At 27.5% G+C, this 23,853-nt stretch carries 16 protein-coding genes; all 16 read left to right on the forward strand.

The window, feature by feature from the left end:
• Positions 1 to 346 precede the first annotated feature (346 nt).
• The 16 genes from RYM86_RS09520 to RYM86_RS09595 all read left to right on the forward strand — a co-directional run bounded on the left by RYM86_RS09520 (position 347) and on the right by RYM86_RS09595 (position 23,837).
• Positions 347 to 925 (forward strand): DUF4878 domain-containing protein, encoded by a 579-nt coding sequence (locus tag RYM86_RS09520; RefSeq protein ID WP_315079949.1) that lies wholly within the window; start codon positions 347 to 349, stop codon positions 923 to 925.
• Positions 926 to 1,285: 360 nt separating this feature from the next.
• The gene (locus RYM86_RS09525; protein WP_315079950.1) at positions 1,286 to 2,350 is read left to right on the forward strand and encodes a sugar diacid recognition domain-containing protein; all 1,065 of its coding nucleotides are present in this window, start codon (positions 1,286 to 1,288) and stop codon (positions 2,348 to 2,350) included.
• 165 nt (positions 2,351 to 2,515) lie between these two features.
• Positions 2,516 to 3,772 carry an SLC13 family permease gene (locus RYM86_RS09530; protein WP_315079953.1) on the forward strand — a complete coding sequence of 419 codons (1,257 nt, stop codon included), beginning with the start codon at positions 2,516 to 2,518 and terminating at the stop codon, positions 3,770 to 3,772.
• 65 nt (positions 3,773 to 3,837) lie between these two features.
• Positions 3,838 to 4,968 (forward strand): glycerate kinase, encoded by a 1,131-nt coding sequence (locus tag RYM86_RS09535; protein ID WP_315079955.1) that lies wholly within the window; start codon positions 3,838 to 3,840, stop codon positions 4,966 to 4,968.
• Between the two features lie 486 nt (positions 4,969 to 5,454).
• Positions 5,455 to 8,970: a pyruvate:ferredoxin (flavodoxin) oxidoreductase gene (gene nifJ, locus RYM86_RS09540; protein WP_315079957.1), complete on the forward strand. Its 3,516-nt coding sequence runs from the start codon at positions 5,455 to 5,457 to the stop codon at positions 8,968 to 8,970.
• A 369-nt stretch (positions 8,971 to 9,339) separates the two neighbouring features.
• Complete coding sequence (locus RYM86_RS09545; protein ID WP_315079958.1) at positions 9,340 to 10,350, forward strand: CAP domain-containing protein; 1,011 nt, start codon at positions 9,340 to 9,342, stop codon at positions 10,348 to 10,350.
• A gap of 411 nt (positions 10,351 to 10,761) precedes the next feature.
• Positions 10,762 to 10,929 (forward strand): hypothetical protein, encoded by a 168-nt coding sequence (locus RYM86_RS09550; protein ID WP_315079960.1) that lies wholly within the window; start codon positions 10,762 to 10,764, stop codon positions 10,927 to 10,929.
• A gap of 232 nt (positions 10,930 to 11,161) precedes the next feature.
• Positions 11,162 to 11,269: a phage holin family protein gene (locus RYM86_RS09555; RefSeq protein ID WP_399547566.1), complete on the forward strand. Its 108-nt coding sequence runs from the start codon at positions 11,162 to 11,164 to the stop codon at positions 11,267 to 11,269.
• Positions 11,270 to 11,328: 59 nt separating this feature from the next.
• Positions 11,329 to 11,595 carry a hypothetical protein gene (locus tag RYM86_RS09560; protein ID WP_315079961.1) on the forward strand — a complete coding sequence of 89 codons (267 nt, stop codon included), beginning with the start codon at positions 11,329 to 11,331 and terminating at the stop codon, positions 11,593 to 11,595.
• Positions 11,596 to 11,652: 57 nt separating this feature from the next.
• Positions 11,653 to 12,450 (forward strand): GH25 family lysozyme, encoded by a 798-nt coding sequence (locus RYM86_RS09565; RefSeq protein ID WP_315079963.1) that lies wholly within the window; start codon positions 11,653 to 11,655, stop codon positions 12,448 to 12,450.
• Between the two features lie 305 nt (positions 12,451 to 12,755).
• Complete coding sequence (gene recQ, locus RYM86_RS09570) at positions 12,756 to 15,194, forward strand: DNA helicase RecQ (RefSeq protein ID WP_315079966.1); 2,439 nt, start codon at positions 12,756 to 12,758, stop codon at positions 15,192 to 15,194.
• Between the two features lie 192 nt (positions 15,195 to 15,386).
• Positions 15,387 to 15,899 (forward strand): DnaJ domain-containing protein, encoded by a 513-nt coding sequence (locus RYM86_RS09575; protein ID WP_315079969.1) that lies wholly within the window; start codon positions 15,387 to 15,389, stop codon positions 15,897 to 15,899.
• 206 nt (positions 15,900 to 16,105) lie between these two features.
• The gene (locus tag RYM86_RS09580) at positions 16,106 to 19,258 is read left to right on the forward strand and encodes a DEAD/DEAH box helicase (protein ID WP_315079970.1); all 3,153 of its coding nucleotides are present in this window, start codon (positions 16,106 to 16,108) and stop codon (positions 19,256 to 19,258) included.
• A 433-nt stretch (positions 19,259 to 19,691) separates the two neighbouring features.
• Positions 19,692 to 20,465, forward strand: a complete 774-nt coding sequence (locus RYM86_RS09585) for a hypothetical protein (RefSeq protein ID WP_315079972.1) — start codon at positions 19,692 to 19,694, stop codon at positions 20,463 to 20,465.
• A 390-nt stretch (positions 20,466 to 20,855) separates the two neighbouring features.
• On the forward strand, positions 20,856 to 21,995 hold the full coding sequence (locus RYM86_RS09590; protein ID WP_315079973.1) for an aminotransferase class V-fold PLP-dependent enzyme: 1,140 nt from the start codon (positions 20,856 to 20,858) through the stop codon (positions 21,993 to 21,995).
• Positions 21,996 to 22,118: 123 nt separating this feature from the next.
• Positions 22,119 to 23,837, forward strand: a complete 1,719-nt coding sequence (locus tag RYM86_RS09595; protein ID WP_315079974.1) for an NAD(P)/FAD-dependent oxidoreductase — start codon at positions 22,119 to 22,121, stop codon at positions 23,835 to 23,837.
• Positions 23,838 to 23,853: the final 16 nt, after the last annotated feature.

Here is a 23,853-nt window from a genome sequence, read left to right on the forward strand (position 1 = left end):
TTTTTATGCAGTAATTCAAGAAAAGGTGAATAAAGTGATAAAATAATTAGAGCTATTTTATAAATTATTATAAAATAGAGGGTTCTTAGTAGTTGATCCCTAAAAGCTACTTGCCAATAATTATATAAGTTAAAAGAAAAAAATAATTAAGAAGCTATAAAAATTAAAATATTTTTATAGCTTCTTAATTTTATAAAAATATAGGATTATAGTGGATTATATTGTATATTTTTGTTATATATCAATATTTTGCGTGATATAATAAATTGGTAATAAAGTAAAGAATATCATATTATATTATGATTTTAATATAATATTGATAAAGTTATTTAAGGGGGAAATAATAATGAAAAAATTTAAAAAAGTACTTTCTATGACCCTAGTATTTATACTATTATCTGGGGTATGTGGTTGTGCTGAAAAGCAAACACCATCTAATATGGTAAAAAATTATTTGGAAGAAGTTAAAAAAGGTGAAAATGTAAACTTCTCTAAGTTATTAAATGAAAATTTAGAAAAAGAAGATGGAAAAGCGGCAGAGGATAAAGCTAATCTTGATGAGTCAGAGAAGAAAATGATTAATTCTATGAAGAAGTTAACCTATAAAATAAACTCTGAAAACATAGATGGAGATTCTGCTGTTGTAAATGTAACAGCAACTGCTCCAGATTTAGCAGCAGTTATAGGCGAGTTTTTCCAAAAAGCTATTTCAGTAGCATTTTCAGGAAATAATGCTTCAGATGAAGAAAATAAAAAAATGTTTGATAATATCTTAAGTGAATGTTTAGATAATGTGGCTTTAACAGAAAGAACACAAGATATACATTTAGAAAAAGTAGATGAGGAATGGAAAATAACTGATGGCAATGAAATGGTAAAATTATTAGCTAATATAGATCCATCAATGTTTGATTTACAAAAGTAATTGATTTTTTAAGATACAGGTATTTGTATATTACCTGTATTTTTTATTACTTTAAAATATTTTTAATGATAAAGATAAGTACATATAATAAAGTACAATTTAATGGTTTATAAAATAGAGTGTGTAATATATTAGATAATTGTTTATTGTATGTTATTAATATAATTAGATAAACTATGAATTAATATTTCAAATTAAAAACACAAATACTTTTTCATGTAATAATTAATTGCTATTATTAGAGTAATTATATATAATGAGATAATTAATTTATTGTTTGATGGAAGTTAAATTTATATATATAATAAGCTGTAAATTATAAAAGCGTATATTTCAAGGACCTTAGTTTGGAGGATGTTTATGTTAAGTAAAGAATTAGCACAGAGTATAGTGAATAAGGTTATGGAAGTTATTCCTTATAATGTTAATATAATGGATGAAGATGGAGTAATTATTGGAAGTGGAGACTCATCTAGAATAGGAAGTTTGCATGAAGGTGCCTTAGAAGCTTTAAAAAATAAAAAAACAGTTGAGATTTTTAAAGATTATGAATACGCAAAAGCAGGTGTTAATATACCTATACTTTTTAGAAATAAAGTTATGGGCGTGATAGGTATAACCGGAGCACCTAAAATAGTCAGTCCATTTGGAAAAATAGTTAGCATAACAGCTGAATTATTAATAGCTCAGGAATATACTTTAAATCAACATATAATAAAGCAAAAGTTAACTGAAGAATTTATTTATGAATGGCTAAATATTAATGAAGAATATACTGAGGAATTTATTCAAAGAGGAATGTCGTTAGAAATAGATATTAGAATAAAAAGATTTGTTATAGTAGTTGAATATGATAAATCTGAATTAAAGGAAGTTAATAAATTTATAGATAAGAATTTAAAAGAAAATGAATACAATATAAATATATCTTCAAATAAAATAGCTTTGTTATTAAAAAGTGAAAGACTAATTAATAATAAAATAATAAAATTCTATGATAAAATACATGAATTATCAATAAAAATTGGAATCGGAAGAATTCATAATGCCATAATAAACTCATTAATTGATGGAGTAAATGCTCTTAATATTGGAAATAAATTATATAAAGATAAGAATATTTATGTTTATGATGAAATTAAATTCCTTCATAAAATGAGTTTACTTATAAATGGAAAATATGAAAAAGAAATTATAGATAATATATTGAAAGAAGCAATGGGAAAAGAACTATTAGAAACATTCTTGATTTATATGAAAAACAATGGTGAAAGAGCTAAAACAGCTAAAGAAATACATATACATAGAAATACACTTAACTATAGGTTGGAAAAAATAGAAGAAGTTACTGGATTGAAGTTTAATAATTATTTAGATTTATTTCAGCTAATAACAGCATATGTAGGATATAAATTAAACTCTTAAAGTTTAATTTATATCCTATTTTAGTTTGTGAAGTATTATTTTTGTGCATTTGCATAATAATAGTGAATATAAATTCGTTTACAATACAATGGATAAAAAAATTACATGTTATAAAATATTAAATAGAGATTATAAACATTTACATTAGAGAAAGAGGGAATAAAGGTGGAAGTTACAGTTACGGCTTTGGGAGCAGTAATAGCATTAATTATTGCAATTATATTAATTATAAAAAAAGTACATCCTGCATATGGACTAATAATTGGAGCATTAGTAGGTGGACTTGTAGGAGGGGCTGGTTTAACAGGCACTGTAAATTTAATGATGGCAGGTGCTAAAAATATGATGCCAGCTATATTAAGAATACTTACTGCAGGGGTATTAGCAGGAGTATTAATAAAATCAGGCGCAGCGGCTAAAATTGCAGAATCTATTGTAGAAAAAATGGGAGAATCAAAAGCACTTATTTCTTTAACAATAGCAACTATGGTATTAACTATGGTTGGTGTATTCATAGACGTAGCAGTTATAACAGTAGCACCAATAGCTTTAGCTATTGCAAAAAGAGCGAACTTAAGTAAAACATCAATTTTATTAGCTATGATAGGTGGAGGTAAGGCGGGTAATATAATGTCTCCTAATCCTAATACAATAGCTGTATCAGATAATTTAGGAGTATCATTAACTAGTGTTATGATGGCAGGAGTAATACCAGCTATATTTGGAATTATTATTACATGCATAATAGCTAAAAAATTAAAGAATAAAGGAAGTTTCATAAAAGAAGACGAATTAATACAAGAATCAGAAGAAAAACCTAATTTTTTACCAGCAATAGTTGGACCTTTAGTAACTATATTATTACTTATGTTAAGACCGATAGCTGGAATAAATATAGACCCACTAATAGCACTTCCAGTTGGAGGAATATGTGGAGCTTTAGCAATGGGAAAAACTAAGAACATAAATGAATATGCTATATTTGGAATTGAAAAAATGAGTGGGGTTGCTATACTTTTAATAGGAACAGGAACTTTAGCTGGAATAATTTCTAATTCAGGTTTAAAAGATGTAATAATTCAAGGAATAAACACTTTAGGTTTACCAAGTTTTGCATTAGCGCCAGTATCAGGAATACTTATGGCAGCAGCAACAGCATCTACAACTTCAGGATCAGCAGTAGCTAGTTCTGTATTTGGGACAACAGCTTTAGAGTTAGGAATATCAGCTTTAGCAACAGCAGCTATGATGCATACTGGCGCAACTGTTTTAGATAGTTTACCTCACGGAAGTTTTTTTCATTCAACAGGTGGAAGCATAAATATGGATATGAATGAAAGATTAAAGCTTATTCCATATGAAGCTATAATTGGATTTACAATGACAGTGGTGTCAACTATAATATTTGGAATAATACTTTAAGTATATATACTTTAAGTATATATTATTAAGTACAGAATCTAACATAATTTATGGAGGAATTAAAAATGAAATTTGTATTAGCACCTGATTCATTTAAAGAAAGTATGACTTCTAAAGAAGCATGCGAGGCTATGGAAAGATCTATAAAAAAAATTATACCAAATGCAGAATGTATAAAGGTTCCTATGGCAGATGGAGGAGAAGGAACAGTTGAAGCATTAGTTGAGTCAACAAATGGAGAAATATATGAAGTAGAAGTATTGGGTCCATTAGGTGAAAAAGTTAATGCTTGCTTTGGAGTACTTGGAAACAAAACTACAGCAGTAATAGAAATGGCAACTGCTAGTGGTATCCAATTAATAAAAAGAGAAGAACGTAATCCTCTTATGACAACTACTTATGGTACAGGTGAGCTTATAAAAGCAGCTTTAGATAAAGGAATTAAGCATATCATTATAGGAATTGGCGGAAGTGCTACTAATGATGGTGGAGCTGGAATGATTCAAGCATTAGGTGGAAAACTTCTAGATGGTAATGGAAATGAAATTGCTTTTGGTGGTGGTGCTTTAAATAATCTTGAAAATATAGATTTATCAAATTTAGATTGTAGATTAAAAGATATTACAATTGAAGTTGCTTGCGATGTTACTAATCCATTAATAGGAGAAAAGGGAGCTTCAGCTATTTTTGGACCACAAAAAGGTGCAACAGTAGAAATGGTTAAAGAGTTAGATGATAATTTATCACATTATGCAGAAGTGATAAAAAGATGTCTAGGAAAAGATATTGCATATACTGAAGGTGCAGGAGCAGCAGGTGGACTTGGTGCAGCATTATTAGCATTCTTAGATGGAAAACTAAAAAGAGGAATTGATTTAGTTATAAAACATACAAATTTGAGTGAAAAAGTAAAAGGTGCACACTTCTTATTTACAGGAGAAGGAAGTATTGATTCTCAAACAATATTTGGTAAGACACCTATTGGAGTAGCTAAAGTAGCTAAAAAAGAAAATGTTAAAACAATAGCTTTTGCAGGAAGAATAGGAAAAGGTGTAGAAAATTTATATCCTGAAGGAATAGATGCTATATTTGGCATATTAACAAGTGTTACTGATATAGATGAAGCTTTAGCTTTAGGAAAAGAAAATTTAGAAAGATGCACTGAAAATGTAGTGAGAGTTTTAGCTATATCTTAGTAATATGTTTATATATGCATAATCAAATTAGACAGAGTAATTAAACTTATTGCATATATAAAAACTGTAAAAAATAGTATAAAGGTATTTCAAATAGTTATTTGCTATTTGAAATGCCTTATTTTTTTAGAAAAATATATTCTTAAAGAACTTTTGAATAACTCAAATTATAATCGTATTTAAAGATTAAGAAATGAATCCTAAAGAATAAAAGATAATCAGATATCTTTATATATTGAAAACTTTAATATCAATATATAGATAGTTTATCTTAAGATTTTTTTATAAGTTGAAAAATGTACATAATACTTAAATTTTTTCAAATACTATTAAGGAATATAGAGGTTAAAGTTAAAGTTTTAAGAAAATGTATTTTTATATTTAGGCCTGTTTTAAATATGTGTTGATAATGCATAAGTTTTACTTATACATATATTAATATTCAGCTAAAACATAGCTAAAAATTAAGCAAAAGAGGTAGATACGATGAGAAGAACTAAAACGATGGATGGAAATACTGCTGCAGCACATATATCTTATGGATTTACAGAAGTAGCAGCTATTTACCCAATAACACCTTCATCACCAATGGCAGAACATGTTGATGAATGGGCATCTCAAGGAAGAAAAAACATATTTGGTCAGCCAGTGAAAATAGTTGAAATGCAATCAGAAGCAGGTGCTGCAGGTGCTATGCATGGTTCACTTCAATCAGGTGCACTAACAACAACCTATACAGCATCACAAGGATTACTACTTATGATACCTAACATGTATAAAATAGCTGGAGAAAAATTACCTTGTGTTATGCACGTTTCTGCTAGAGCACTTGCTACATCTTCATTAAGTATCTTTGGAGATCATCAAGATGTTATGGCAGCGAGACAAACAGGTTTTGCTATGCTTGCAGAAACCTCTGTACAAGAAGTTATGGATTTATCAGGAGTTGCACATTTAGCCGCTATAAAAGGAAAAATACCATTTATGAATTTTTTTGATGGCTTTAGAACATCTCATGAAATTCAAAAAATTGAAGTTATTGAACAAGATGAATTAGCTAAATTAGTAGATTATAATGCAATTGATGAATTTAGAAAGAATGCATTAAATCCTAATCATCCAGTAACTAGAGGTACAGCTCAAAATCCAGATATATATTTCCAAACAAGAGAAGCAGTAAATAAAGCTTATGCTGATATTCCATCTATAGTAGAAGAATATATGAGTGAAATAACTAAGCTCACAGGTAGAGAATATCACTGCTTTGATTATTATGGAGCAAAAGATGCTGATAGAATAATAATATCAATGGGAGCCGTTAATGACGTAATAGAAGAAACCGTTGATTACTTAAATAATAATAAGCAAAAAGTAGGTTTAATAAAAATAAGATTATATAGACCATTTTCAGTAGATAGATTCTTAAAGGCAATACCGAAAAGTGTTAAGAAAATTGCTGTTTTAGATAAAACAAAAGAACCAGGATCACCAGGAGAACCATTATATTTAGATGTTGTCAGAAGTTTATATGGTAAAAAAGATGCTCCTATTATTGTTGGAGGAAGATTTGGATTAGGATCAAAAGATCCTACACCTGCACATATTGCAGCTGTTTTTGATAATTTACTTAGTGATGAACCTAAAAATGAATTTACAATAGGAATAACTGATGATTTAACAAATACATCATTAAAACCACATGAAGGCATAGATGCAATACCAGAAGGAACTACTTCTTGCAAGTTCTGGGGATTAGGATCGGATGGTACTGTAGGTGCAAATAAAAGTGCTATAAAGATCATAGGAGATCATACTGATATGTATGCTCAAGGATACTTTGATTATGATTCTAAAAAATCTGGTGGTATTACGGTCTCTCACTTAAGGTTTGGAAAAGAATTTATTAAATCAAGATATTTAATAGATAAGGCAGATTTTATTGCATGTCATAATCAATCATATGTTTATAAATATAATGTATTAAAAGGATTAAAGAAAAATGCTGGATTTTTATTAAATACAATATGGGATAAGGAAGAATTAGAAGAAAAGTTACCAGCAAGTATGAAAAGATTTATAGCAGAAAATGATATAGAATTTTATACAATAAATGCAATTAAAATAGCTCAAGAGATTGGTCTTGGTGGAAGAATAAATATGATAATGCAAGCAGCATTTTTCAAGATAACTAATATTATACCTGTTGAAGATGCCGTTAAATATTTAAAGGAAGCTGTTGTAACTGCATATGGTAAAAAAGGTGAAAAAGTAGTTAGAATGAACCATGATGCTATTGAAGCTGGAGTTGAAGGTGTGGTAAGAATAGAAATACCATTTGGATGGAAAAATGCAGTTGATGATAAAAAAGAATGTAATAAAGACTTACCTGCATTTATAAGAGAAATAGTAAATCCTATGAACAGATTAGAAGGAGATTCTTTACCTGTATCTACTTTTGTTAAACATAATCTTGAGGACGGTACATTTATGGCTGGAACTACTGCTTATGAAAAAAGAGGGATTGCAGTGAATGTTCCGGAATGGCTACCAGAAAGATGTATACAATGTAATCAATGCTCATATGTGTGTCCACATGCTACAATAAGACCTTTTTTATTAAATGAGGAAGAAAAATCAAAAGCACCAGAATCCGTAAAACTTATTGCTCCAAAAGCTTTAAAAAGTGATGAAACATTATATTATTCAATAGGAATAACACCACTTGATTGTACAGGATGTGGGAATTGTGCTGAAGTCTGTCCAGCACCAGGAAAAGCATTAGTTATGAAACCTCAAGATTCTCAACATGAACAAATAGAAGCTTGGAATTATACAGTTGAAAAAGTAATAAATAAAAATCCTATGAATAAAAATACTGTAAAAGGAAGCCAATTTGAAATACCACTTCTTGAATATAATGGTGCTTGTGCAGGCTGCGGAGAAACCGCATATGCTAAACTTGTAACTCAACTATTTGGAGACAGAATGATGATAGCAAATGCTACAGGCTGTTCATCAATTTGGGCTGCAGGAGCACCTGCTACAGCTTATACAAAAAATCAACAAGGACATGGTCCAGCATGGGCAAATTCATTATTTGAAGATAATGCTGAGTTTGGATATGGTATGTATTTAGGCGTTAAAGCTATAAGAGAAAGAATAGCTAATAATATTGAACTTGCTTTGAAATCTGATATGCCACAGAATACAAAAGACGTATTAAAAGATTGGTTAGAACATAAAGATTGTGGTGAAGGAAGTAGAGATAGGTCTAATAAAGTTATAGAAGTACTTGAAAAAGAAAATAATGAGTATGCAAAAGTTATATTAAAGGATAAGGAATTCTTAGTTAAGAGATCTCAATGGATATTTGGTGGCGATGGTTGGGCTTATGATATAGGATTTGGAGGACTTGATCATGTTATTGCATCAGGAGAAAATATAAATATATTAGTATTTGATACAGAAATATACTCAAATACAGGAGGTCAATCTTCTAAATCTACACCAGCAGCTGCAATAGCTAAATTTGCAGCATCAGGAAAGAGAGCTAAGAAAAAAGATTTAGGCATGATTGCTATGACTTATGGTTATGTGTATGTTGCACAAATATCTATGGGTGCAGATAAAAATCAAACACTTAAAGCAATAGCAGAAGCAGAGGCATATGATGGACCGTCATTAGTAATTGCTTATGCACCTTGTATAAGTCATGGAATAAAAATCGGAATGTCAAATTCTCAAGAGGAAGAAAAGAAAGCAGTTGAATGTGGATATTGGAGTCTTTATAGATATAATCCTACATTAAAAGGAGTTAAGAATCCATTTTCATTAGATTCAAAAGAACCAAAAGAAAACTTTAGAGAATTCTTAATGGGAGAAGTTAGATATTCTTCACTTGCAAAAGTATTTCCAGAATTATCAGAAGAATTATTTAAAAAGACAGAAGAGGATGCTATTGAAAGATATAATAATTATAAAAAGTTAGCATCTCAAGAATAAAAAATTAGCATATAAAAAATAAAATATATAAAAATACGATGGCTATATTACTATAATGATATAAGTAATATAGCCATTTTATTGTATATAAAAATACAAATATTTCAAATATTTTTTCATAAAATTTAGTATAATATATACTTAGGGGTAAAAAGAAGGAGCATTCTCCAGTTTTTTTGGAGTATTTTATAATAAAAAGGAGGTAAATCATTCAGAAGCGTATCTCGGTTAGTTGAAAAATGTCATGGGTATGTTAGTATTGAACACAAGGATGTTGCAATAAATTTGAATATATGAAAAAGAGTTAATTAAAAAGGATTATATTAAAATTTACACACATGTCCAAAAAATAGCGAGGGAGAGAAACTAATGAAGAAAGCTTTTTTAAGAAGAATACTAGGAGGGGTTGTAGCGATAGCAACAATTACTAGCCTAAGTCCATTAGGGGTATCCGCAGCAGGAAAAAATAATACTAATAATAACTGCGCTACAACACAATGTTGGAGCAAAGTTTACGGTACTTGGTTCTGTTTAGGTTCAGATGGACAAATACAAATAGGAAATAAAACAACAAACAATAATCCAGGATGTAATTTACAATTTGGATGGGTCACATGTCCAACACAACCTAATAAACCAGGAGATAACAATGAATCAAATGATACTGTAGTTCCAGAAGTCCCAGGAGATAATAATGGATCAGATGATACTGTAGTTCCAGAAGTCCCAGGAGACAACAATGGATCAGATGATACTGTAGTTCCAGAAGCCCCAGGAGACAACAATGGATCAGATGATACAACAGTTCCAGAAGCCCCAGGAGACAACAATGGATCAGATAATACAATAATTCCAGAAGTTCCAGAAGATAATAATAATACATCTAAGCCAGGGCAACCAGAAGATACAGAAGAAAATTTACCACCTACAAGTGGAGATTCTGTAGATGTTAATGGATTAAGTAAATTACCAGAAAAGTATTCTATAAGCGTACAAAGTAGTGCTGAAAATAAAATTCTTCAATTAATGAATGAAAAAAGAGTACAAGCTGGTTTAAAACCATTAACTATGGATAATACTTTATTACAAGTTGCTAGATATAAAAGTAACCATATGATTCAATATAATTACTTTGATCATACAAACCCAGATGGAACTAAATGGGTAAATTGGTTACAAACTATAGGATATAAATATAATACAACTGGTGAAAATATAGCATATAATACATATGATCCAGTAGAATTATTTAATCAATGGTGGAATTCACAAGGTCATAGAGAAAACATGATGAATCCTTCTTACAATAAAGTTGGTATAGGTGTTATTTATGATAAAGATAACAATAAATATATGGGAACTCAAACATTCTCAAATTAATTAACAATATATTTTTATATAAAATAAAGTAATTTGGAAAGAGAGTTTTTAAATTCTTAAATCTAAAACTTTTGTTTAAGTTAGAATATAGATATATACATTACATTTAGAAAATTCTTAATTACAAAGTGTTTAAGATGATTCTACAATAAAGTCATTAATTTATTTTTCTTCAATTGAAAGATTGAGAGATTTAAATTAATGGCTTTTATCTTAGCAATATTTTATCAGAGTGTTGATATATAAAATTACTTTAGTAAACTTTACTTATGCATAGATTGGCACATATTTAAAACATAGACTTATTTTTATATTATACGTATATAATAGGGCATAATTGTTTAAAATATAATGAACAATTAAACATATAATTATTATGTTTAAATTAATGTTATAAGTGGAAGTGATAATATGGAAAAGCAGTGTTTTTATTGTAAAAAAGGATTAAATAATGAACTCTTAGAAAATAAGGTAGGTTATTTTTGTAATGAAGTTCATTATGATAAATATTTAAAAAATCTAAGTTGGGATGAGTATATAGAATTACAACATAGTTTCTGTGTATGTAGTGACGACTAAATTATTCTTTATAAGCACTATATATTATTGGCTGAATCAAAATTAATTATAATTTTTTGATTCAGCTTTTTAGTGTGTACAAATATAATATCAATTCATATTATATTAGAGAACTAAATTTTAGATTACAAAAATAATTAAATGAAAAATTAATAGAATCTAATAAAACGAGGTTTACGAAAGCCAGATAAATTTATTCCATTTATTTTATTGATTGTTGATGATTGGAGCAATGTTTTTATTAGGATTCAATATAAACGGAGCTATACAGGGAATTTTAGTTACAGGGGTTACAGTATATACTAATCAGCTATTTAAACAATACAATAAAAAGGAATAATTGTGTGTAAAAATAGAATATTTATTTTAATAAAAGATAACATTTACGGAGGTGTGAAGATGGAGAATTGTTTAAATGAATGGAATGTTCATAGGTATGTAAGAAAGCAGGATAGAGAAGTGCTTAAAACTGCGCTTAAAGAAAATGTAGATAGAACATTTACACCAATAACAGTTTGTAGCCAAGTTGCAGATGGAACTAATTATATGTTTATATGTGCTTCTATAGATAATATTTTAAAATTAAAAGTTGAACTTGTAAAAATATATGTCTATGTTTCTAAAGAAGGAATAGCGCAATTAAGCAATATAGAAAAATGTAATTAATATAAATGGATTTTAAACGAATGAGCAGAAAGTAGTATAATAAGGAGAAATTAAGTTGTGAAAGGGATAGATATTAGTAATTATAACGGAATAATAAATTTCACTTCAGTAAAGTCAAGTGGAATTAATTTAGTTTATATAAAGGCAACAGAAGGAACAACTTATAAGGACCCAATGTTAAATCAATATTATAATAGTGCAAATTCTGAAGGACTAAAAACTGGATTTTATCATTTTTTAGTTGGAACAAGTGCTCCAGAATCCCAAGCTCAAAATTTTTATGATAATATAAAAGAAAAAACAAATGACTTGAAACCATGTTTGGATATAGAAAAAAATGGATTTGATGTTATGGGTTTTGCATTAAGATTTATAAAAAAATTTGAATCTTTAAGTAATTTACCACTATGTATTTATTCATCTCCATATTTCATAAATGATAATTTAGACAGTAGATTAGCAAAATATCCACTTTGGGTAGCTGACTATGGAGTTCAAGCTCCTATTTCTAATAATGTATGGGGAGACTCATATGTAGGTCATCAATATTCAGAAACAGGAAATGTTAATGGGATAAATGGAAATGTAGATTTAGATACTTTTTATGATGGAATACTAGTAAATAGCGTGGATAAAGCATATGTAGTAACGCAATATTTGCCTAATGGATATAATGGAGATGGAAGTTTTAAAGGTGTAGATTTAAATTATGTATTAAGCTATATGCTAGGCGTTAGATGTTATGCATTAGGAGATTCTAAGGGTGTATGGATAGAAACTCAAATGTTAACAATGGAAAAATGCCTAGAACTTAAACAAACCTTAGGGTCTTGGTTTTATGATATAAGGCAATAATAAAAATAAGTAGAGGAATCAACCAAAAAGCATTTTTAGTTGATTCCTTATAGGGTTTTACTAAATTATTAGTATTTATATGTTAATAGATTTTATAATCTGATAATGCATATTAATATATAATATAAAAGGTTATAATTAATATTGGTAAGTTAAATTTAATATAAGGGTTAAGATTAATAAAATGATTAAATATAATGAACTTAGGATAATAATCAAAATAATAGGTTGTGTTTTAAATATATCAATACTCTAATAAAACATGGCAAAATAAGAAAGTAGTATTTTTAAGGAGATTTATTTAAATGAAAAGCAAAGAATTAGAACTTTTAGAAAAGTATTATGGATATAAATCCTTTAGAAAAGGGCAAGAAAATATAATTTCAAATATTATAGATGGAAATGATGTATTAGCCATAATGCCAACTGGTGGTGGTAAATCAATTTGTTATCAAGTTCCAGCACTTATATTTGAAGGACTTACAATAGTTATTTCACCTCTTATTTCTTTAATGAAGGATCAAGTAGATGCATTAAAAGATATGGGCATAAATGGAGAATTTATTAATAGTTCAATAAGTAGTGCTGAAGAAAATAGAGTTATAGATAATATTAGAAATGGACAATGCAAAATATTATATGTGGCTCCAGAAAGATTAGAGTCACTTAATTTTTTAGATGTTATTTCAGAATGTAGTGTATCTCAAATTGCTATAGATGAAGCACATTGTATTTCTCAATGGGGACATGATTTTAGAACAAGCTATACAAAGGTGTCAGGTTTTATTAAGTTACTTAAGAAGAGGCCTATAATTACAGCATTTACAGCGACAGCATCAGAAGAGGTAAGAGAAGATATTATAAGACTTCTTAACTTAAATAAACCTAAAATTTTTATTACAGGATTTGATAGAGAAAATTTACTTATAAATGTAATAAAATCTGGAGATAAAAAATCATATTTGCATAATTATATAAATAATAATAAGGAATCTTCAGGAGTAATTTATGCAGCAACTAGAAAAGAAGTTGACAAAATACATGAAGAATTAAGCCATAATGGGTTCTCAATTACTAAATATCATGCAGGATTATCAGAAAATGATAGAAAGCAAAATCAAGAAGATTTTATATATGACAGAAGTAATGTTATGGTAGCAACTAATGCTTTTGGAATGGGGATAGATAAGCCAAATATAAGATTTGTAGTACATTATAATATGCCTAAAAATATAGAAGGCTATTATCAGGAAATAGGAAGAGCAGGAAGAGATGGAGAAAAAAGTGAATGTATCTTATTATTTTCACCTCAAGATGTTCAGATACAAAAGTATTTAATAGAACAATCTATTGAAAATATTGAGAGAAAAAATAATCAATATAAAAAACTTAATGAAATGACTGATTTTGTATACAGCAATGAATGTTATAGGAAATATATACTAGACTATTTTGGAGAAGTTTATGATCATAATTGTAACAACTGTAGTAATTGTTTAAATGAAGGAGAATTAGTAGACAAAACTATAGATGCTCAAAAGGTTCTTTCATGTATATATAGAATGAAAAATAAATTTGGTTCTGGTATGTTAGTTGATGTTCTTAGGGGATCTAAGAATAAAAAAGTTATACAATTTAACTTTAATGAATTATCAACTTATGGAATAATGAAAGATTATTCAAATGATGAACTTAAAAATTTTATTAATACGTTAATATCACATAGATATATATCAGTTGTTAATGGAACATATCCTGTTTTAGGATTGAATCAAAGATCAATGAGTGTATTAAAGTCAGAAGAAAAAGTTGTATTTAAAGAATTTAAAATTGAAAAGAAAGTTAGAGAGGATAATGAATTATATTCAATACTTAAGGAAATAAGAAAAGAAATTTCTATAGAAAATGGGGTACCACCATATGTTATATTTGGAGATGCTACATTAAAAGAAATGACAGTAAAATATCCAATTAGTAAAGAACAAATGTTAAATATATCAGGTGTTGGAGAAATAAAGTATAAAAAATATGGTGAAATATTTGAAAATGAAATAAAGAAATTCGTAAAAGAAAATAACATTGAAATATCAAATAAAATAAAGGAAAAAGAAGAAGTTAAAATGGAAAGTATTCATTTAGATATTAATACAAATGAAGAACTATTTAATAAATTAGATGAAATTAGACATGAATTTGCTAAGAAGGAAAACACAATTCCTAAAATGATAATTTCTAAAAATTCACTTAAAGAGATAAGTGGAAGATATCCTATTAATATAGACGAATTAAAAGATATAAGTGGAATTGGTCCAAAGAAAATTTCATTATATGGAGAAAAGTTGATTTCAGCAGTTAATGATTATATTGCACAGAATAGTATAGAAATAAAATGGGTAGATAGGAAAAAAAGAAAAGTAATTATTGATGGCGAAAATAGAGAAGATAATGAAATTGCAATTGATATGTTAAAGGATGGAAAAAAATTAAACGAAATATGTGATGAAATAGAAGTTTCAATATCAACTATTTTAGGGTATGTGACAGATTATATAAAGGAATTTGGAGAAAGTAATTTTGATTTGAATTTAGAAGAATTTTATAATGAAGAAGAAAAAAATTTAATTGATGATGTTTGCAAAAAAATTGGATATGAAAAAATAAGTGCAATAAAAAAACAACTGCCACCATATGTAAAATATGAAGCTATACGAGCAGTTATATTAAAAAAATACTTTTTAATATAAGATTATGTTTTAAATATAATTAGCACTCTACTAAGTGTATATCCTAATATAAAAGCTATGTATATGTATTAATGAAGTTATTATATTATTAATAACTAAATCATAAATAAAAATAAGGGATGTAATAATATTAAATATCAACAATATATTTAATAGTAAGGAATAAAGAAATTTTAGAGGAGTGTTATTAATTTGGATCCGTACAAAGTATTAGGTTTGAATGAAGGTGCCAGTAAAGATGATATTAAAGAACGATACCAACAAGTAGTAGAAAGTTACAATGAAAATGATAAAAATGAATATAATCAATCTATATTAAAAGATGTGAACATAGCTTATGATGTACTTGTTAATGGGAACTTATACAAGGAAGTTAGGTCTTTAATAGAAAAAAATAATTTTTTAGAAGCAGAGGCTAAACTTAATGTTGCAGATGATAAAACTTCAGCAGAATGGAACTATTTGCAAGGCTTTGTAGCTGTGCAAAAAGGATGGTTTGATACAGCCCTAGCATATTTAAAAAAATCAACAGAAATAGAACCTAACAACATAGAATACTTAGATAGCTTAAATAAACTTCAAGCTAAAGTAATGGAATTCGCATCTAATTATGCAAGAAAAAATGCCAATAATAAAAATACAAATAACAATAATATGAATGCCTGTGGGGGCGGTGGAGGAGGTGGAAATGGCGGGATGTGTTAATTTAAAACACAGTTTAAATAAAAAATATCTTGCTATTAAATAATAATTATGTTATTCTGAATGAGCAGTTGGTACGAAAGTGCTAATTATGGAGCTTAGAGTGTCCTTCGCCGGTCTCTAAGCTCCTTTTAATATTTATAATTTGCTTAAGTAAACCAATATTGGATTATTTGGGCTTATTTAGGATAGTTTAAGGTGGTGATAATTTGAAGTTGTTAGATTTGGAATCACAGTTATTAAAAAATATATCTAAAATAAGTTTAACAAGAGGAAAGAATATTATAATTGATAAGAAATTGGTTAGACTTAATGGAAAAAAGATTGAAAGTTTATATAACATATATGGAAAAATAAAAGATGATAAATTTAAGGAATATAATCCACATTTAAGATTGGATTTAAAAAATGGAAAAGTTACTTTAGCTAAATGTGAATGTCATAAAGAAAAATATGATGAAGATTTAGATGGTATAGTAATTTGTGAACATTTAGTGGCTATAATATTAATGTTTTTTGATCAGGTTAAAAAACAAACTAATAAGAATAATATAGAAAATGTTAAAAAAGAAAATATTAAATATATATTAGACGAAAAAAGTAATAAAGAACTTTTAGAGATAGATGTAGTATTAAATGAAGTAAAAGATAAAAACGGAGATTATTTTGAAGCAAATTTTTTCATAGGAAGTAAAACAAAGTATTTAGTTAATATAAAAGAATTTATTTCTAACTATATAAAAAAAGAAAATTTTTATATAGCAAAAGGATTTATATATAGTAGTAAGAAATATTACTTTAATGAAGACGATGAAGAATTAATAGAATTTCTAGAAGAATATTTAAGTATTTGCAAATTAGAGCTTAATACTGAGAATATAAAAATATTTCCTCAAAATATAAGAAGATTCTTAAGCTTTATACATAAAAAGAAAATAAAGTTTAAATACAATTATCAAAACTACTTGTGTGATATAAAAACCACTGATTTACCAATTAGCTTTACTTTTAAAAAATTAAAAGAAGATTATGTATTGAAAACAAAAAAAGTATTTCCTATACCATTAAATAAAAAAATGAATGCTTTTTTATATAATAGAAATATATACATATCTCCTATAAAGCACTTGCAGAGTTATATTAAATTTTATGAAGATTTAAAGGAATATGGGAACATTATTTTCTCTAAAGATACTTCTACAAAAGATATAAATAAAATAATAGAAGTGTTAAATGATATTTCTGATGATATAAATATTGAACAAGATATTATTGATGATTTGGATAAATTAATAAGTTTTAAATTAAAATTAATAAATAGAAATAATAATAGAATTATTAAAGTTAAAATAATTAGAGAAAATTTAGAATTAGATTATACACATGATAAGATAACTTCTAACTCTATAATTAGAAGATCTAGAAAAGTTAGAAGTATTGAAAGTGAAATGAATAAATTAAGATTTTTTTATAGTGATGGTGATTTTATATTTCAAGGAAATGATGATGAATATTATGAGTTTTTAAAAAGTGGAATAAACAAAATTGAAAAAATTGGAGAAGTAAGTGATTTAAAAGAAGAAAAAACATTTACTTTGTTTGATGGTTCATTTCTTCATTATAATTTAAAAAACAATAATGAAGAGCATACTAATTTCATGTTTTCATTAAGTGATTTTAGTAATAGTGATTTGAATGAACTATATGTAGGATGGAAAGAGAAGAAAAGTTATATTAAGTTAAATGATGAGAGTTTTGTTAATTTAGAAGATGAGGATATGATAAACTTTTTTAGAATTGTAGAAGGCTTAAACTTAGATATAATGAGTGAAAACAATTCTTATATAGTTGATAATAATAAATTATATTATTTAAATGAAAAGTTAAATAATAAAAAATATAATGTTAACGGAGTAGAGATATTTAAAGAAGCTTTAAATAAGTTAGAGAATTTGGATGATGAGAAAATATTTATTCCAAGTAATCTTAATGCTACTTTAAGAGAATATCAAGTTAAAGGATATAGATGGCTTAAAAATTTAAGCAAACTAGGTTTTGGAGGAATACTTGCTGATGAAATGGGACTCGGTAAGACTATTCAAATAATTTCATTTTTACTTTCAGAACCAAATAAGAAAGCATTTGTTATAACTCCAACATCATTAATATATAATTGGGATGAAGAGTTTAAAAAGTTTGCACCTAGTTTAAAAGTAGGAATTATACATGGAGATTTAAAAGCTAGAAACAAAGTATTAGATAATATTGAAAAATATGATTTAATAATTACAACTTATGGAACTTTAAGAAATGATTATTTAAAATATGAAAATATAGAGTTTGATTACTTAATAATAGATGAAGCACAAAATATAAATAATCCAAAAGCAAAAGTAACAGAAATAGTTAAGGGTATAAAGGCTAATATTAGATTTGCATTAACAGGAACACCAGTTGAAAATAATTTAATTGATTTATGGTCTTTATTTGATTTTATAATGCCAGGATATCTTTTTAGTAAAGATGAATTTTCGAAGAAATTTACAAATAATGATGAAAAATCAAAACAAGAATTAAGAATAATGATAAATCCATATATATTAAGAAGATTGAAAAAAGATGTTATAAAAGAATTGCCTAATAAGATAGAAGATAGATTTTTTGTAGAGATGACAAAGAATCAAAAGAAAATATATAAAACTTATGTTAAAGATATACAGGATAAGTTAAAACAAATTGATAGTAAAAATAATAAAATCGCCATATTTGCTTATTTAACAAGACTTAGACAGCTTTGTCTAGATCCATCCATAATTGTGGAGGATTATGATGGCGGAAGTGGAAAAATCAATGTGGCAAAAGAATTAATAAAAAAATCCATAAAGAATAATCACAAAATACTTCTTTTTTCTCAATTTACATCTGTACTACATAAAGTTTGTGATGAACTTAAAGGTGAACAAATTTCTTATTTATATTTAGATGGAAGTACGCCTTCAAAAGAAAGAATTAGACTTACTCATGAATTTAATAATAATGAAGATATAAAAATATTTTTGATTTCTTTAAAAGCTGGAGGGACTGGATTAAATTTAACTTCAGCGGACAGGGTAATACATTTTGATCCATGGTGGAATCCAGCAATAGAAGATCAAGCGACAGATAGAGCTCATAGAATTGGACAAAAAAATGTAGTTCAAGTAATTAAATTAATAACAAAAGAAAGCATAGAGGAAAAGATATTATTGCTTCAAGAAGATAAAAAAGTCTTAATAGAAGATGTAATAACAGGTGAATTGAAAGAAGAGGGACTAATTAACAAGTTAAGTAGAGATGAACTATTGGAGTTATTAAGGATATAATTATGAAAAAGTTAATGTAATAAATAGATTTAGATAACTTCATTATAATAAGTTTATAAGAATTATAAGCATCTCTTAATTTGTTTATATTTTTAGCATTATTTTTAATATTGATGTTAGTATAAATTAGTGGATACAGTAAGTCGAACTAAGAAAATAATATTTAGTTAAGGAAGTATGTATCCCATGTGGTTAATGCAAAAGGTATACTCAAGAATTAAAGCTATTGTCACATTTATTGAAAAGCATAGCAATGAATACAATATAAACAAAGAATGTAGAAATTACTGAAATGTAAAAATACTAGAAAATTTAGAAAAAAATATTTATATCTAATTTTTTAATGTAACCACTTTTATGTTTGGACATATGATGTAATATAAATACTAAATAAATTTATATTTATTATAATCTTTCAAGAGGAGGAAAATTTATGTCCATTAATTTAAAAAAATTTTCACCACGTCCTGGTCTTGTAAATAAACAAGGACGTTTGCCAGATCCTTCAGAATTAGTTTGTATTGAAGTACCTAAAATCTTTGATCAATGCTTAATAAAAAGATGTCTTGTATATGGTGAAGGCCCTGACACAAATACAACAGATTGCGAATTAAGAAGCAATCCATTAATAGATCCTAAGAGGTACATTAGGAGTAGAGACTTTAATATAACGTTGATCTCCATTGATAAGATTCCGCTTAAAGGAAAACGTGGTTTCAAAAAAATAATTGTTTCTTACATGATTTCTTTCTATGCAGATTATATTGATTGTAATGGTGCAAACAAAAGTGAATTGTTTGAAATTAATAGAACAGATATAATTGGAAAGTTCTACTGCCCTGATTCTATAGCTCAAATTTCTGCTAGTTTTGTGCCTGTTCACAATGCCGAAGATTTAGATTCTAATATAATAAAACTTGAAATGGTTGCTGATGCCTTAAATGGTGAGTTACTACAAGATAAAAACTGTAAAGATGTTTTAGATATCACTTTGGGTTACTACATCGTTGTGAAATGTGAACTTATTGTACAACTTCTAATTCCTGCTTATGATTATTGTCCAATTCCAGAAGAACCATGTGAAGAAGAACCTGAGGAAGATCCATGCGAAAGATTTGAAAAAGCTCCAATTCCTAAGTTCTATCCAGATCAAAACTTAGATCCATTATTCATAGATTGTGATAATAATGATGGAGATGATGATTAGCAAAGATTAACCATATAACAGGTTTTAATTACCTAAATTTCGTGCAAATATAAATTTTACATTTACGCGTTGTGTTAGTTGTTAAAAATGTATTTTAAATAATTATAAATACATTAGTGATAAGATAATTTTATTAAACATTGTTTATAAGAAATATTAGGTAATGAAATTACATCATACAAATTATCAGTTAATACAAAGAAAACTGTAAAATAATCCTTTGAATTATTAAATTTTTCAGTAGTATAATAAGTGAACTCTAGCAGTTTAATTATCCTCCTTATTATTGATTTTTACTTAATTTAATTATAATTTGGATTATTGAATTTTGTTGGAGTTTTTTTGCAAAAATTAGCTAGCACAACGTATAAATTTAATAAGGAGTTTTATATGATTTATTTAGATAATGCAGCGACATCTTTTCCAAAACCATCAGAAGTTTATGAAGAAGTACTAAATTGTATGAGAAATTATGCTGCTAATCCAGGAAGAGGCTCTTATGAGATATCTATAAAGGCAGCTCTAAAAATAATGGAAACAAGAGAAGAAATATGTCAATTATTTAATATTCCTAGCCCATTTAACTTGATTTTCACATGTAATGCAACAGAAGCCTTGAATATAGGTATTAAAGGCGTTTTAAAAAAGGGAGATCATGTTATTAGTACAGTGATTGAACATAATTCTGTTTTAAGGCCACTTCATTCATTAAGTGAAGATGGAGTTGAAGTCACTTTGGTAAGTGTAGATAAAGCAGGATATGTTAATATCAAGGATATTAAGGAAGAAATTAAGGAAAGCACCAAGATGATTATTATCAATCATGCTTCTAATGTACTAGGGAGTATTCAGGATATTAAAAATATCGGAAATCTTTCAAAGTCAAAAGGAATTATATTTATGGTAGATGCATCTCAAAGTGCTGGAGTTATTCCTATTGATGTGGAGCGTGATAATATTGACTTATTAACATTTTCAGGACATAAAGGATTATTAGGACCACAAGGAACAGGGGGATTATTTATACGAAATGGTATAAAACTAAAGAATTTTAGGGAAGGTGGAACAGGAAGTAACTCTCATTTTATGGTTCAACCAGATTTTATGCCAGATCAATTTGAAAGTGGAACATTAAATATCCCAGGTATTGCAGGGTTATGCGAAGGGATAAAATTTATTAAGAAAGTTGGAGTAAGAACTATACAAAAATATGAAGAAAAATTAATATTGTGCTTATTGGAGGAATTGAAAAAGCTATCTTATATAAAAATTTATGGAAGTAATTCTGTAAGACAAAGAAGTTCAGTGATTTCCTTCAATGTAGAGGGGATTGATGCTTCAATTGTTGGTGAACAATTGAATGAAGAGGGAATAGCTGTACGAACAGGGTATCATTGTGCACCACTAATACATGACATAATTGATACAGAATATGCGGGGACAGTTAGAGTTAGCCCAGGATATTTTAATACTTTAGATGATATAGATAAACTATTAGCGACAATAATGAAGATTTATAAAGTAAGATAAGGCACATTCAAAAATAATAGACTAGTATGCCTGTCTATTATTTTTGAATGTGCCTAATTTAAGACAAATGATGTAGTACATATATAACTATATATGTAATAAAAATATTAGGATGTGAAAGTTATGAATTCTTATAATAATTCAAACTCTCCTTATCAAATAGATAATCCTGGTGAGTATGAAAGATGCACGATGCTTGAATATATACTCAAACTGCAAAATAGATCAGATGATTTAGATAATATAATTAATTTAATGAGTCCACCTGAAGATATAACTAATATTTGTAATGCTGGAGGGGCTAAGAATATTAAAGTAGCAGTAATTGGTGCTGGAGAGGCTGGATTAGCTGCTGCCTTTGAACTTAGAAAAATAGGATGCAATGTTACTTTATTTGAAGCAAGCCATCGAATAGGGGGAAGGGTATACACTTATTATTTTGATAGAAATAGAAAGTATTATGGTGAATTAGGACCAATGAGTATACCAGTATCTCATTACACTACTTGGCATTATATAAATTTATTTAAACTTCATACAAGCCCTTTTGTAAATAATAACGATAATGCTCTGTTTTATGTTAGAGACGAACGGGCGATTAATGATGTTAAAGGGAAAAGTGTGGAAAATAATATATATCCTAGGTTTAATTTAAGCGAAGTTGAGAGAAAGAAAGCATGGCATGAACTCCATGAAAAGATATATGAAAAATATTTAAGTTCTCTTCCAGCAGAGTTAAGAAAGGAATTAATTCAAGTTAAATCAGAATATTCAAAGAGTATAATAGAAATAGATAAATTAAGTTATAGAAATGCATATGAGAATGTGGATCTTAGTCAAGATGCCATATCAATGTTAGGGTATTTAGAAGGTAAAGAGCAATTTTTTGGTTTAAGTCTTACTGAAATGCTTCAGCAATATTATACAGTAGATCATGAATATACCTATCGCATTACTGATGGTATGATTAATTTACCTCATTCATTATATGAAGCACTTTGTGATAAAAACGAAGATGCTTATAAAGGTATTAGTAAAGAACAATTAGGAAAAATAGAAATAAAAATGGGTTTCCCTGTTAGTGGAATATATAATTCTTCTGCAAAAGATAAAGTTATACTTAAATATAAAGATTATAGAAATAATAAAGAAGCATCTGAAGAATTCGATTACGTAATATGTGCCATGCCATTTTCAAGCCTAAGGAGAATTGAAATAGGACCTCTTTTTACGACTAAGAAGATGCAGGCTATCAATGAAATGAATTATGAGATAGCACACAAGATATATCTATATCTTAAGGAAAGATTTTGGGAAATGGGAAATGCATCAAAAAAGATAATAGGAGGCAGTACCTATACAGATCTTCCTTTGGTTTCAATGTATTATCCTTCAGATCATGCAAAACCTGTAACTAATAAATATGGCAAGTGGGTATTAAAACCTGGAGTAAGTCCAGAAGAAGCTGGTGTATTACTGGCTAGTTATAGTTGGTGTCAGGAAGCAGTGAGATTGGGAAATGAAAATCCAGAATTGCAAATTGATGATGTAATGAGATATATAGAAAAAGCTCATGGCCTTTCTCCACACTATCTAGATGATAAATTAATTGATTATAAGTCATTAATTTGGTCAGATGCACAGTATATATGGACAGCAGGAACATTATCAAAGCCAGAGGACAAGACACTTTTTTCATATGCTGTAACAGAGCCAGAGATGGGGAATAAGGTATTTTTCGCAGGAGAGCATATTTCACAAAAACATGTAAGTCAACAAGGGGCTCTTCAAAGTGGAATGATTGCTGCAAATGAAGTAGCAAAGCAGATAAGGGATAATTAAACTTGAGAATAAGTAA

This window comes from uncultured Clostridium sp. (genome assembly GCF_963527835.1).
Lineage (GTDB): Bacteria > Bacillota > Clostridia > Clostridiales > Clostridiaceae > Clostridium.